Consider the following 13,122-nt stretch of genomic DNA (forward strand, 5'->3'; position numbering starts at 1 on the left):
CTCCATGAGCGATCTGCTTTCGCAAGAGGAAATCGACGCCCTGCTCAACGGCGTCGAAGGCGGCGCCGTCGCCACCAGCAAGGACGAGCCGCCGCCGCGCGATGCGGTGCTCTCCTATGACTTCACCCAGCAGGATCGCATCGTGCGCGGCCGCCTGCCGACGCTGGAAATGGTCAACGACCGCTTCGCCCGCTTCTTCCGCACGGCCGTGTTCGGCGTGCTGCGCAAGACCTGCGAGGTGTCGGTGCTCGGCGTGAAGATGATCAAATTCGCCGAGTACGTGCACACCCTGGCCGTGCCAAGCAACCTCAACCTGGTGCGCATCAAGCCGCTGCGCGGCACGGCGCTGGTGGTGATGGAGCCGCGCCTGGTCTTCACCGTGATCGACAATTTCTTCGGCGGCGACGGGCGCTTCCACGCGCGCATCGAAGGGCGCGACTTCACCGCCACCGAGAACCGGGTCATCCAGATCATGCTGGCCGAGCTGTTCGCGTCGATGGTGGAAGCGTGGGCACCGGTGCTGCCGCTGAATTTCGAGTACCTCAATTCCGAGATCAACCCGCAGTTCGCCAACATCGTCAGCCCGACGGAAACCGTGGTGGTGTCGAAGTTCCACGTCGAGCTCGATGGCGGCGGCGGCGAAGTGCACCTCACGCTGCCGTACGCGATGGTCGAGCCGATCCGCACCATGCTCGACGCCGGCGTGCAGAGCGATCGCGTGGACCGCGACGACCGCTGGGCCGAGAACCTGCAGGACGAAGTGCTCGACGCCGAAGTCGAGCTCAGCTCGCTGCTGCTGGAGACGCGCATCAATATCGGCGAGTTCCTGCGCCTGCGTCCCGGCGACGTCATCCCCATCCAGCTGCCCGAGCTGAGCACGGTCTTCGCCGAAGACGTGCCGGTGTTCCGTGGCCGCTATGGCCTGTCCAACGGCCGCAATGCTGTTCGATTCCACGCCCCGACGGGCCGCCGCGAAATGCGCCTGTCGACTGATCTTGTCACGGAGAAGGCCCTCGCATGAATCTGCCCAATGACGCCCTGGCCGGCGGCGCCTCCCAGCGCGTCGAATTCGACCAGCTCAGCAGCCCCGGTGCCGATGGCGCGGAAGTCAACCTGGACATGATCCTCGACGTGCCGGTGACGCTTGCCATGGAAGTGGGGCGCACGCGCATCAGTATCCGCAACCTGCTGCAGCTCAACCAGGGCTCGGTGGTGGAGCTCGATCGCTCCGCCGGCGAGCCGCTGGATGTGTTCGTCAATGGCACCCTGGTGGCGCATGGCGAAGTGGTGGTGATCAACGAGCGCTTCGGCATCCGTCTCACCGACGTGATCAGTCCGGCCGAACGCGTGCGCAAGCTGCGGTGACCTGCATGCTGCTCGCCCTTGCCGTGCCGGCCGTGGCCGCACCCGACATCAACCTGGGTGGCGAACTCGTGCGCGTGCTTCTCAGCCTGCTGGGCATCGTGGTGCTGATCTTCGCCGCGGGCTGGCTCAGCCGCCGGCTGCAGGCGCGCACGGTGCCGGGTGGACGTCGCCTGCGCTGCGTGGAAACCATGGCCGTGGGCGCGCGCGAGCGCCTGTTGCTGATCGATGCCAACGGCAAGCGCCTGCTGATCGGCGTGGGGCAGGGTGGCATGCGCACCCTGCACGTCTACGAAGGTGAGGCGGCCGCACCCGACGTGGCCGCGGCGATGCCGGCGCCGGTGGGCTTCGGCGAGCTGCTCGCACGCTGGAAGCGCACGCCATGAGGACACTCCGCTGGTTGTCCTTCGCCGTGCTGTTGTTCGCCCCGGTGCTGGCATGGGCCGCGCCGTTGACGACGGCGGGCATTCCCGCGCTGACCGTGCAGAACGGCCCGGGCGGCGCGCAGAACTGGACGCTGTCGCTGCAGTTGCTGGCACTGATGACGGTACTGACCGTGCTGCCGGCGGTGCTGCTGATGATGACGTCGTTCACGCGCATCATCGTGGTGCTGGGTTTCCTGCGCCAGGCGCTCGGCACGCAGTCCACGCCGTCGAACCAGGTGCTGCTCGGGCTCGCGCTGTTCCTCACCCTGTTCGTGATGTCGCCCGTGCTCAACCACGCCTATGCCGACGGCGTGAAGCCGTACATGGACGGGCAGATGGGCGCCGAACAGGCCGTACCCGCCGCCGCCGCGCCGTTCAAGCGCTTCATGCTGGACCAGACGCGCGACGCCGACCTGCAGCTGTTCACCCACCTGGCCAATGAAAAGCCGTATGCCAGCAAGGACGACGTGCCGTTCCGCGTGGCGATGCCGGCCTTCGTGACCAGCGAGCTGAAGACCGCGTTCCAGATGGGCTTCCTGTTGTTCATCCCGTTCCTGATCATCGACCTGGTGGTGGCGAGCGTGCTGATGTCGATGGGCATGATGATGGTGTCGCCCACCATCATCTCGCTGCCGTTCAAGATCATGCTGTTCGTGCTGGTGGATGGCTGGACGCTGCTGCTGGGCACGCTGGCGGGGAGTTTCTACACGTGACCCCCGAGTCCGTCATCGAATTCGGCCAGCACGCGCTCTACGTGGCGATGATGGTGGCGGCGCCGCTGCTGCTGACCGCGTTGTTCGTGGGCCTGGTGATCGGCGTGGTGCAGGCTGCCACGCAGATCAATGAAATGACCCTGAGCTTCATTCCCAAGGTGGTGGCGATGGCGGTGGTTGCGCTGATCGCCGGGCCGTGGATGTTGCGCACGCTGGTGCAGTTCACCCGGCAGCTGATCGAGAGCCTGCCGGGGGCGGTGAAGTGACCATGCTCGACCTGGCCAGCCTGCAGCCCATGCTGGGCTCGCTGATGTGGGCCATGGGCCGGGTCGGCGGGCTGTGCCTGATGGCGCCAGTGTTCGGCGATGCGGTTGCGCCCGCGCGCATCCGCCTCGGCATCATGCTGGTGCTGACGGCGGTGCTGGCGCCGCTGGCACCGGCCGCCACGGATCCGATGACCGCCGACGGCATCGCGGTGATGGTGAACCAGCTGCTGATCGGCGCCTCGATCGGTTTCGTGCTCAAGCTCGCGTTCGAGGCGGTGGCGCTGGGCGGGCAGCTGGTGGGCCAGAGCATGAGCCTGGGCTTCGCCGAGACGGTAGACCCGCGCGGCGGCGGCAGTTCGCCGGTGCTGAGCCAGTTCTACCTGCTGATGGTGACGCTGCTGTTTCTCGCCATGGACGGCCATCTGCGCCTGATCGCGCTGCTGGCCGACAGTTTCCGTACGCTGCCGCCGGGCAAGGTGGCGATCGGGCCATCGGGCCTGCATGCGGTGGTGCTGTTTGCCGGCCAGTTGTTCGCCGGCGCGGTGCGCGTGGCGTTGCCCGCGATGACCTCATTGTTGCTGGTCAACATCGGCTTTGCCGCCATCAGCCGTGCGGCGCCGTCAATGAACCTGTTTGCAGTGGGCTTTCCGATCACGGTGACGCTGGGTTTCGTGGCCCTGTGGCTGTCGCTGCACAGCCTGCCGGGCGCGTTCGAATCGTTGCAGGGCAGCGCCTGGTCGCTGATGCACGAACTGGTCGGCGGCTGAGGAGGTCCGGCCATGTCCGAGCAGAGCGACCAGGAACGCACCGAACAACCCTCGGAAAAACGCCTGCGCGAAGCGCGGGAGAAGGGCGACATACCGCGCTCGCGCGACCTGTCGGGCGCGGTGGTGGTGCTGGCCGGCGTGTCGGCGCTGATCAGCGGCGGCGAACGTTCGCTCGAGCATGTGCGGCGGATCTATGGCATGGGCCTGGGCTACGGCCGCGACGCCTTGTTCAGTGACCAGCTGCCCGGACGCGTGTTGAGCCTGGCCATGCACGAGGCCTTCGCGCTGTTCGCCCCGGTGGCCCTGGCGACCCTGCTCGCCACCCTGGCGGCGCCGGTCCTGCTGGGTGGCATCCATTTCAGCTCGCAGGCGTTGCAGCCGAAATTCGAACGGCTCGACCCGCTCGCCGGGCTGGGCCGCATCTTCGCGCTGCGCGGACTGGTGGAGCTGGCCAAGTCGCTGGTGAAGCTGCTGCTGATCGGCGCGGTGCTGCTGATGGTGATGAAGCACTGGCAGGCCGAGCTGATGTCGACCGGTCGCGGCGACGTCGGCGCCAGCATGCTCAAGGCGATGGGGCTGCTCGGACGCGCGGCCCTGCTGTTCGGTTCGATCCTGGCCCTGATCGGCGGCGCCGACGCGCTCTACCAGAAGTTCGACCACGGCAAGCGCCTGCGCATGACGAAGCAGGAGCTGAAGGACGAGTCCAAGGAAAGCGAAGGCAATCCGGAGCTCAAGGGACGCATCCGCCAGCTGCAGTACCAGATGGCGCGCAAGCGCATGATGCAGGAGCTGCCCAAGGCCGACGTGGTGATCGCCAACCCCACCCACTTCGCGGTGGCGCTGCGCTACGACGAAGGCCGCATGGGCGCACCGCGGGTGATCGCCAAGGGCGTGGACGAACTGGCGCAGCAGATCCGCGTGGTCGCCGGCAGCCATCGCATCCCGCTGGTGGAAGCACCGCCGCTGGCGCGCGCGCTGTACGCCACCACCCAGATCGATCGCGAGATCCCCGCCGCGCTGTACGTCGCCGTGGCGCAGGTGCTCGCCTATGTCTTCCAGTTGAAGCAGGCGGTGGTGCGCGGCGACGAGCCGCCGCCGGCGCCCCAGCCCGATATCGATCCGGACCTGATGGGTCCCTACAAGTTCTGACGGAAACCGTGAATGGCCACTGCTACCGCAATCGATAGCCTGAAATCCCTGGGACGCCGCGGCGTCGGTGCGCCGGTGATCATGCTCGCCATGCTGGCGATGATGATGTTGCCGCTGCCGCCATTCCTGCTGGACATGTTGTTCAGCTTCAACATCGCGTTATCGCTGGTGATCCTGCTGGCGGTGATCTACGTGATGCGCCCGCTGGAATTCGCCGCGTTTCCCACCGTGGTGCTGATGGCCACGCTGTTGCGCCTGGCGCTCAACATCGCCTCCACCCGCGTGGTGCTGCTGCACGGCCATGACGGCCCCGGCGCCGCGGGCAAGGTGATCGAGGCGTTCGGCGAGTTCGTCATCGGCGGCAATTTCGCGGTGGGCCTGGTGGTGTTCGCCATCCTCACCATCATCAACTTCGTGGTCGTGACCAAGGGCGCCACGCGCGTGTCGGAAGTGACCGCGCGCTTCACCCTCGACGCCATGCCCGGCAAGCAGATGGCGATCGACGCCGACCTCAATGCCGGTCTGCTCAACCAGGAACAGGCGCGCGACCGTCGCCAGGAAGTGCGCGAGGAAGCGGACTTCTACGGCTCGATGGACGGTGCGTCGAAGTTCGTGCGCGGCGATGCCACCGCCGGCATCCTGATCCTGCTGATCAATATCGTCGGCGGCTTCTTCGTCGGCGTGATGCAACACGGGCTTTCGGCCAGCGATGCCGCCAAGACCTATACGCTGCTGACCATCGGCGACGGCCTGGTGGCGCAGGTGCCGTCGCTGATGCTGTCCATCGCCACGGCGGTGATCGTCACCCGCGTGTCCAAGTCGCAGGACATGGGCAAGCAGCTGATCGGCCAGGTGTTCGGCCAGCCGCGCGCGCTGGCGGTGGCCGGCGTGGTGCTCGGCGTGATGGGGCTGGTTCCCGGCATGCCCAACATGGCCTTCCTGCTGCTTGGCGGTTCCTGCGGCGGCGCGGCGTGGCTGATGGTCAAGCGCGAACGCGAGGCGCGCGAACAGCTGGCCAGGGCCGCCACCGACATACCGGTGGCGCCGGCTCCGGTGGAACGGCTGGAACTGGGCTGGGAAGACGTGGCCAGCGTCGACCCTCTGGGCCTGGAAGTGGGCTACCGGCTGATTCCGCTGGTCGACACGCACCAGGGCGGCGAGCTGATGGGCCGCATCAAGTCGGTGCGCCGCAAGCTGTCGCAGGAGCTGGGCTTCCTGGTGCCGGCGGTTCATATCCGCGACAACCTCGACCTCGGTCCCAATACCTACCGCATCACGCTGATGGGCGTGCCGATGGGCGAGGCGGAGATCCACAACGACCGGCTGCTGGCGATCAACCCGGGCCGCGTGCAGGAAGGGCTGCAGGGCATCGCCACGCGCGACCCGGCGTTCGGGCTGGAAGCGCTGTGGATCGAACCGGGCCAGCGCGAGCTGGCGCAGAGCCTCGGCTACACGGTGGTCGATCCGGCCACGGTCATCGCCACGCATCTTTCGCACATCCTGCAGGGCCACGCGCACGAGTTGCTCGGCCACCAGGACGTGCAGCAGTTGCTCGACCGCCTGGCCCAGACCACGCCCAAGCTGGTGGAGGACCTGGTGCCCAAGCGCCTGTCGCTGGGCGTGGTGGTCAAGGTCATGCAGAACCTGCTGGCCGAACGCGTGCCGATCCGCAACATGCGCAGCATCGTCGAATCCTTGGCGGAGCACGCGGGGCAGAGTCAGGATCCCGGCACTCTCACCGCCGCCGTGCGCGTGGCACTGGGGCGGCAGATCGTGCAGGAGATCAGCGGGCTGGGCACCGAGATCCCGGTCATCACGCTGGCGCCGGAGCTGGAGCAGATCCTGCTCGGTTCGCTCGCCAATGGCGGCGTAGCGGGCGCAGCGGTGGAACCGGGGCTGGCGGACCGCCTGCAGCAAGGCGTCGCCGACGCTGCGCGCAAGCAGGAAATGAGCGGCGAACCGGCGGTGTTGCTGGTCGCGCCGCAGCTTCGCCCGTGGCTCGCGCGCTTCACCCGGCACGTGGCACAGAACCTGCACGTACTGGCCTACAACGAAGTGCCGGACAACCGCAGAGTGCGGTTGGTGCAGGCGCTGGGTCGTTGAATCAGCAGACGAGAGAGGGAATGGGGATGAGTAGCGAGGGCGCGAAAACCAGGCCGCTGGCGAGTGGGCAAAACCTGCCGCGAGGCATGGCCGCGCATGCTCGTGCTGCATCCCACGCCCCTGTCCCGCGGAGCAACCAGGCATGAAGATCAAACGTTTCGTGGCCGCCGACATGCGCCAGGCCATGCGCGAAGTGCGCGAGGAGCAGGGGCCGGACGCGGTGATCCTTTCCACGCGTCGCATGGAAGAGGGCATCGAGATCATCGCCGCGGTCGACTTCGACGAGGCGCTGGTCCGCGAGGCTGCACGCCACGGCGCGCCGTTGCAGGTCGAGGCGCGCACGCCGGCGGTGCCGGCCGCGAACGAGGAAGCACCGGTGGTGGTGCGCCGGCGCGAGGTGCTGCCGCCGCCGCTGCCGCCGATCACGCGCCATGACGACGACGGCGTCACCGTCACCCTGTCGCGCACGCGGCCACCGCTGCCGCCGGCCCCGCAGGCCGCGGCCGAAATCGCGCCGGCCAGGGCCCCTGCGGCCGCGACTGCGCCGCTCGCCGCCGCGGCGGTCGAAACGCCGAAGCCGGTGGTGATGGTCGATCCGTCCGCGCCGATCCATCCGCTGCTCGAACGCGCCGTGCAGGACACGGCACGGGTGCGCGCGGAACTGGGCAGCCTGCGCGAATTGCTGGAGACGCAGCTCTCCAGCCTGATCTGGAATGACATGGAGCGCCGCCAGCCGCTGCGTGCACGCGTGTTGCGCGAGATGACCCGGCTGGGCATCGAGGCCGACGTGGCGCGCCGCCTGGTCGACGAATTGCCGGCCGACATCAACGCCGAGCAGGCGCGCTACCTGCCGCTGGGCATGCTCAGCCGCAGCCTGTCCATCAGCCGCCGCGACCAGGGCGACCGCCGCAGTGTCACCGCGCTGGTCGGCCCCACCGGCGTCGGCAAGACCACCACCATCGCCAAGCTCGCCGCACGCGCGGTCATGCGCCACGGCGCATCGCAGGTGGCGCTGGTCAGCACCGATCATTACCGCATCGGTGCGGCCGCCCAGCTGGAACATTACGGACGCCTGCTCGGCGTGCGCGTCTACCCGGCCTACGACGCGGCCAGCCTGCGCCAGGTGCTGGAACTGCTGCGCGGTTGCCATACCGTGCTGGTCGATACGGCCGGCGTGGCAGGTGGCGATCCGCGGCTGGCCCAGCAGCTGGAAGTGCTGGGCAATGGCGGCGATCTTCGCGCCTGCCTGGTGCTTGCGGCCAACGCGCAGGCCTCATCGCTGGACGAAGCCGTGCGCGCGTACCTGCCGCTGCAGCCGCATGCCTGCATTCTCACCAAGCTCGACGAGGCGCCCAGCCTCGGCGGCGCGTTGTCGGTGCTGATCCGTCATCGCCTCGCCCTCGACTACACCACCGACGGCCAGCGCGTGCCCGAGGACATCGCCGCCGCAGATGCCCGCGTGCTGGTATGCCGCGCCGCGCAAGTGCTCAAGGGCGGTAGCCCGGCGGCGGACAACGACGTGATGGCAGAGCGTTTCGGACTGGCGGTGGCCAACGCATGAACAGTGCTTTTGCAATGAATCAGGCCATCGGGCTGGAAGGCATGCTGCGCGCACTGGCCGAGCGGCACGGCAGCAAGCCGGTGCAGGCGCACGACCAGGCGTTCGGCCTGGCCACCCCGCCGCCGCGCAAGCGCTGTCGCGCGATTGCGGTGGCCGGCGGCAAGGGCGGCGTGGGCAAGACCACGGTGTCGGTGAATCTCGGCATGTCGCTGGCGATGGCCGGGCACGAAGTGATCCTGCTCGACGCCGACATGGGCCTGGCCAATATCGACGTGCTGCTCGGGCTCACCCCAACGCGCCACATCGGCCACCTGCTCGACGGCAGTTGCAGCATCGAGGACCTGCTGCTCACCGGTCCCCACGGCCTGAAGGTGGTGCCGGCCGGCTCCGGCACGCGCCGCCTCGCCCAGCTGAGCAACGGGGAGCATGCGGCGGTGATCCGCGCCTTCGACGACCTGGTGGTGACGCCGGACTACCTGCTGGTGGATACCGCCGCCGGCCTGTCCGACAACGTGGCGATGTTCGCCGCGGCCGCCGACGACGTGGTGATGGTGGTCTGCGACGAGCCGGCTTCGCTCACCGACGCCTACGCCATGCTCAAGGTGCTCAGCCGCGACTTCGGCGTGCGGCGCTTCCGCATGGTGGCCAACATGGTGCGCAACGCCGGCGAGGCCCGCCAGCTGCACCAGAAGCTGGCGCGGGTCAGCGACCGCTTCCTCGACGTGGCGCTGGAGTTCATGGGCATGGTGCCGCACGACGAGCGCCTCCGGCAGGCGATCAAGCGGCAGAGCGCGGTCGTGGACCTGTGGCCCTCGAGTCGTTCGGGTCAGGCATTCAAGCAATTGGCAGGTGCGGTCGATACATGGGGTGAACCCGAGCGACTGGGGCTGGACCGCATTGCCTTCTTCAGCAGGCAGGCCGCAGCGGCTACAGGGTGGTGAGAGATGAGCGTGGCTTCCGAATATCTCCAACTGCAAAGACAAAGCGCCGACGAGCTGGTTCGCCAGCACGCGCCGCTGGTGCGACGGATCGCCTATCACCTGATGGGCCGCTTGCCGCCCAGCGTCGACGTCAGCGACCTGATCCAGGCCGGCATGATCGGCCTGCTGGAGGCTGCGCGTAATTTCGCCACCGGGCGCAACGCCAGCTTCGAGACGTTTGCCGGCATCCGCATCCGCGGCGCCATGCTCGACGAACTGCGGCGCACCGACTGGACCCCGCGTTCGGTGCACCGCAAGGTGCGCGAGATGGCCGAGGTGGTGCGGCAGATCGAGATCGAAACCGGCGCCGATGCCGAGGACGCCGAGGTGATGCGGCGACTGGGCATGGGCGCCGAGGAGTACCACCAGGTGCTGGCCGACGCGGCTAGCGCGCGCTTGCTGAGCCTGTCCGTGCCGGACGACTCGGACAGTGGCGCCGCGTTCGACGTCGCCGATGCCGACAGCCTCGGCCCGCAGGACAGCGTCGAGCATGACGGCATGCGCGAGGCGCTGGTCGATGCCATCGGCAGCCTGCCCGAACGCGAGCAACTGGTGATGTCGCTGTATTACGAAGAGGAACTGAACCTCAAAGAGATCGGCGCCGTGCTCGGTGTCACCGAGTCGCGGGTCTGCCAGATCCACGGCCAGGCCATCGTCCGGTTGCGCGCACGCATGACCGGCTGGCGCGAACACGCGTGAGCAACACCCCCGACATTTCCTGAGGCTTGGCGCACCGGACCGCACGGTGCAAGCGGAGAACGTGGTTTGGACAAGAATATGAAGATCCTGGTGGTGGACGACTTTTCCACCATGCGGCGCATCGTTCGCAACCTGCTGGTGGAGCTGGGTTTCAGCAACCCGCTGATCCAGGAGGCCGACGATGGCGAAAACGCGCTCACCATGCTGCGCGCCAACGCCTTCGACCTGGTCGTCACCGACTGGAACATGCCCAACATGACCGGCATCGACCTGCTGCGCGCGATCCGCGCCGAGCCTTCGCTGAAGGGCATGCCGGTGCTGATGGTCACCGCCGAGAACAACCGCGACCAGATCATCGCCGCCGCGCAGGCGGGCGTGAACGGCTACATCGTCAAGCCGTTCACCGCCGTCACGCTGCAGGAAAAACTTGCCAAGATCTTTGAGCGGCTTGCCGCCAGCGGAGCCGCAGCATGAATGCACAAGTATCCCTGATGGCCGGCGAAACCTTGCCGCCGGAACTGCACGACCTGCTCAACAGCACCGACGGCGCGGCGTTCGAACAGGCCCTGGACGTGCTGGTGCGCCAGCGCGAGCAGCGCGTGTTCCGGGCGCTGGGCGTGCTGGCGCGCGACCTGCACGATGCCGTGCGCCGCCTTGGCGGCGACCTCGCCCAGGAAGGCGTGCCGGGCAGCGTCGCCGACGCGCGCCAGCACCTGCAGGACGTGCTGGAAATGAGTTCGCAGGCCGCGCACCGCACGCTCGACTTCGCCGAGCGCATGCGCCCGCAGGCCGAGGCGGTGGCGGAGAACGCCAGCGCCGTGATCGACGGCACCTTGCCCGGCGACGTGGCCCACGTGCTGGCCACGCAGGCGTCCACCTTCGCCAACGAGTGCCGCGAAGGCCTGGCTGATTTCGTGGTGGCGCAGTCGTGGCAGGACCTGGCCGGCCAGCGCATCAAGAAGGTGGTCAACTTCATCGGCAGCGTGGAGCACTCGCTGCTCGAACTGGTGAGCCTCACCGGTGCACTGGCCAGCGGCGAAGCCGCGGTCGGGCCGGTCAAGGTCACCAGCCAGGACGAGGCCGACCGCCTGCTGAGCGAGTTCGGGTTCTGAAGGGCCGACCCTGATGGATCCCACGTTCGACACCGAGCTGCGCGATGCCTTCCTGGCGGAAGCCGGGGACATCATGCAGCGCCTGGGCGACCAGCTGATCGGACTGGAAAGTTCGCCGCGCGACGCCGAGCTGTTGAACGCCGTGTTCCGCGCGTTCCATACGGTGAAGGGCGGCGCGGGCTTCCTCGCCGTCGAGCCGATGGTGCAGCTGTGCCATCACGCCGAGGACCTGCTCAACGTCGCACGCAACGGCCAGCTCGTGCTCGACGCCAACCGCATGGACGCCTTGCTCGAGGCGCTGGACCTGCTCAACGACATGCTGGCCGCACTGGCCGGCGGCTATGCGATGACGATGCCGCCGCAAAGCCTGTTGCAGCGCATCTCGCCGAGCGGCCACGTGGCTCCGCCCGCGGCGCCCCGGCCGGTCGCGCCTCCGGTGGCGCCGCCACCGGCCGACGGCAGCATCGACGATGCCGAATTCGAGGCCTTGCTGGACAGCCTGTACGGCAACGGCGGCGTTCCCGGTGCGCCGGCGGCGTCGCCATCGTCGCCCGGTGCGATCAGCGACGACGAATTCGAGGCCTTGCTAGACAACATCCACGGCAAGGGTGGCACGCCGGGAACGGCAGCCGCCGCGCCTACGCCACCGTCCGCGCAGGGTTCGATTTCCGACGACGAGTTCGAATCCTTGCTGGACAGCCTGCACGGCAAGGGCAGTGCACCGGGCGCGCAGGCCGCGGCAGCACCGACGCCTGCCGTCGCGGCTGCCGCTGCTACTGCGCCGGCGACCAAGGCTGCGACACCCGCGCCGGAAAACACCGTGCGCGTGGACACCGCGCGGCTCGACGCGCTGGTGCATCGGGCGGGCGAGCTGGTGCTGGTGCGCAATCGCCTGCTGAGCCTTGCGACGAAGCACGGCGACGAAGCCCTGGCGCTTGCCGCCGGCGAGCTCGATCGCGTGGCCGATGCGCTGCAGGGCGCCGTGCTCGGCATGCGCATGCAACCGGTGGGGCGGCTGTTCCAGCGCTTCCCGCGCATCGTGCGCGACCTCTCGCGCCAGCTGGGCAAGGAGGTCGAGCTGGTGCAGGAAGGCGAGGGCACGGACCTCGACCGCAGCCTGGTCGAGGCCCTGGCCGACCCGATGGTCCACCTCATCCGCAATGCGCTCGACCATGGCCTGGAAATGCCCGACGATCGCGAGCGCGCCGGCAAGCCGCGCAAGGGCCAGGTCACGCTATCGGCCAGCCAGCGTGGCGAACGCATCGTCATCACCGTGGCCGACGATGGCCGCGGCATGAATCCCGACGTGCTCCGGCGCAAGGCGGTGGAAAAGGGCGTGATCGACGAGGCCCAGGCCGCGCGCCTGAGCGAGAACGAATGCTACGAACTGATCTTCCGTCCGGGCTTCAGCACGGCGGCCACCGTCTCGGACATTTCCGGCCGCGGCGTCGGCATGGACGTGGTGAAGACGCGCGTGGCTGAGCTGGGCGGCAGCCTGCAGGTGCGCTCGCAGCTCGGTCGCGGCAGCACGCTGGAGCTGGCCGTGCCGCTGACGCTGGCGATCCAGCGCGTGCTGATGGTGCGCGTGGGTGCGCGGCTGCTGGCGTTGCCGCTGGGCAATATCGAGGAAGTGTTCGAACTGGCGCCGGGGCAGGACCAGCGACTGGACGGCCGCAGGGTCGCCTCGCATCGCGGCCGTGCACTCGCGCTGGCCGACCTGGCCGGATGGATCGGCGTCGACGGCCTGTCCGGCAGGCACGTGGTGGTGCTGCACATCGGGCACCTGCGGCTGGGTTGCCTGGTGCACGAGGTGCTGGGCCGCGAAGACGTGATGGTCAAGCCGCTGGGGCCGCTGTTCCAGGGCGTGCCTGCGGTGGCGGGCGCAACGGTGACCGGCGATGGCCGTCTGGCGCTGGTGATGGACCTCGCCGGCCTGGCCGGCAACGACGGCCAACTCCTCCCCTCCCTGAGAGTTTCAGCCTGAC

General features: G+C 68.4%; 14 protein-coding genes. All 14 read left to right on the forward strand.

Going from position 1 to position 13,122, the window contains the following annotated elements:
• Positions 1 to 4 precede the first annotated feature (4 nt).
• The 14 genes from fliM to ACXU4B_RS13930 all read left to right on the forward strand — a co-directional run bounded on the left by fliM (position 5) and on the right by ACXU4B_RS13930 (position 13,121).
• Complete coding sequence (gene fliM, locus ACXU4B_RS13865) at positions 5 to 1,021, forward strand: flagellar motor switch protein FliM (RefSeq protein WP_131411552.1); 1,017 nt, start codon at positions 5 to 7, stop codon at positions 1,019 to 1,021.
• Positions 1,018 to 1,365 (forward strand): flagellar motor switch protein FliN, encoded by a 348-nt coding sequence (gene fliN / locus ACXU4B_RS13870; protein ID WP_131411550.1) that lies wholly within the window; start codon positions 1,018 to 1,020, stop codon positions 1,363 to 1,365. Before fliM ends, fliN begins: the two co-directional genes overlap by 4 nt.
• Before the next feature lie 5 nt (positions 1,366 to 1,370).
• Positions 1,371 to 1,748: a flagellar biosynthetic protein FliO gene (gene fliO, locus ACXU4B_RS13875; RefSeq protein ID WP_131411548.1), complete on the forward strand. Its 378-nt coding sequence runs from the start codon at positions 1,371 to 1,373 to the stop codon at positions 1,746 to 1,748.
• Positions 1,745 to 2,500 carry a flagellar type III secretion system pore protein FliP gene (gene fliP, locus ACXU4B_RS13880; RefSeq protein ID WP_131411546.1) on the forward strand — a complete coding sequence of 252 codons (756 nt, stop codon included), beginning with the start codon at positions 1,745 to 1,747 and terminating at the stop codon, positions 2,498 to 2,500. The genes fliO and fliP overlap by 4 nt, the downstream gene beginning before the upstream one ends.
• Entirely contained in the window at positions 2,497 to 2,766 is a 270-nt protein-coding gene (gene fliQ, locus ACXU4B_RS13885) for a flagellar biosynthesis protein FliQ (RefSeq protein WP_131411544.1), read from the forward strand. Before fliP ends, fliQ begins: the two co-directional genes overlap by 4 nt.
• A gap of 2 nt (positions 2,767 to 2,768) precedes the next feature.
• Positions 2,769 to 3,533, forward strand: a complete 765-nt coding sequence (gene fliR, locus ACXU4B_RS13890; RefSeq protein WP_240734135.1) for a flagellar biosynthetic protein FliR — start codon at positions 2,769 to 2,771, stop codon at positions 3,531 to 3,533.
• Positions 3,534 to 3,545: 12 nt separating this feature from the next.
• Complete coding sequence (gene flhB / locus ACXU4B_RS13895; protein WP_131411540.1) at positions 3,546 to 4,682, forward strand: flagellar biosynthesis protein FlhB; 1,137 nt, start codon at positions 3,546 to 3,548, stop codon at positions 4,680 to 4,682.
• A gap of 12 nt (positions 4,683 to 4,694) precedes the next feature.
• Positions 4,695 to 6,785: a flagellar biosynthesis protein FlhA gene (flhA, locus tag ACXU4B_RS13900; RefSeq protein ID WP_131411538.1), complete on the forward strand. Its 2,091-nt coding sequence runs from the start codon at positions 4,695 to 4,697 to the stop codon at positions 6,783 to 6,785.
• 142 nt (positions 6,786 to 6,927) lie between these two features.
• Entirely contained in the window at positions 6,928 to 8,346 is a 1,419-nt protein-coding gene (flhF, locus tag ACXU4B_RS13905; protein ID WP_131411536.1) for a flagellar biosynthesis protein FlhF, read from the forward strand.
• Positions 8,343 to 9,287 (forward strand): MinD/ParA family ATP-binding protein, encoded by a 945-nt coding sequence (locus ACXU4B_RS13910; protein WP_425481422.1) that lies wholly within the window; start codon positions 8,343 to 8,345, stop codon positions 9,285 to 9,287. The genes flhF and ACXU4B_RS13910 overlap by 4 nt, the downstream gene beginning before the upstream one ends.
• Positions 9,288 to 9,290: 3 nt before the next feature.
• On the forward strand, positions 9,291 to 10,025 hold the full coding sequence (locus tag ACXU4B_RS13915) for an RNA polymerase sigma factor FliA (RefSeq protein ID WP_131411534.1): 735 nt from the start codon (positions 9,291 to 9,293) through the stop codon (positions 10,023 to 10,025).
• A 66-nt stretch (positions 10,026 to 10,091) separates the two neighbouring features.
• The gene (gene cheY / locus ACXU4B_RS13920) at positions 10,092 to 10,499 is read left to right on the forward strand and encodes a chemotaxis response regulator CheY (RefSeq protein WP_131411532.1); all 408 of its coding nucleotides are present in this window, start codon (positions 10,092 to 10,094) and stop codon (positions 10,497 to 10,499) included.
• Positions 10,496 to 11,137, forward strand: coding sequence for a protein phosphatase CheZ (locus ACXU4B_RS13925; RefSeq protein WP_131411530.1), 642 nt, complete (start codon positions 10,496 to 10,498; stop codon positions 11,135 to 11,137). Before cheY ends, ACXU4B_RS13925 begins: the two co-directional genes overlap by 4 nt.
• A gap of 13 nt (positions 11,138 to 11,150) precedes the next feature.
• Positions 11,151 to 13,121 (forward strand): chemotaxis protein CheA, encoded by a 1,971-nt coding sequence (locus ACXU4B_RS13930; RefSeq protein WP_131411528.1) that lies wholly within the window; start codon positions 11,151 to 11,153, stop codon positions 13,119 to 13,121.
• Position 13,122: the final 1 nt, after the last annotated feature.

Source organism: Dyella soli (assembly GCF_054482295.1).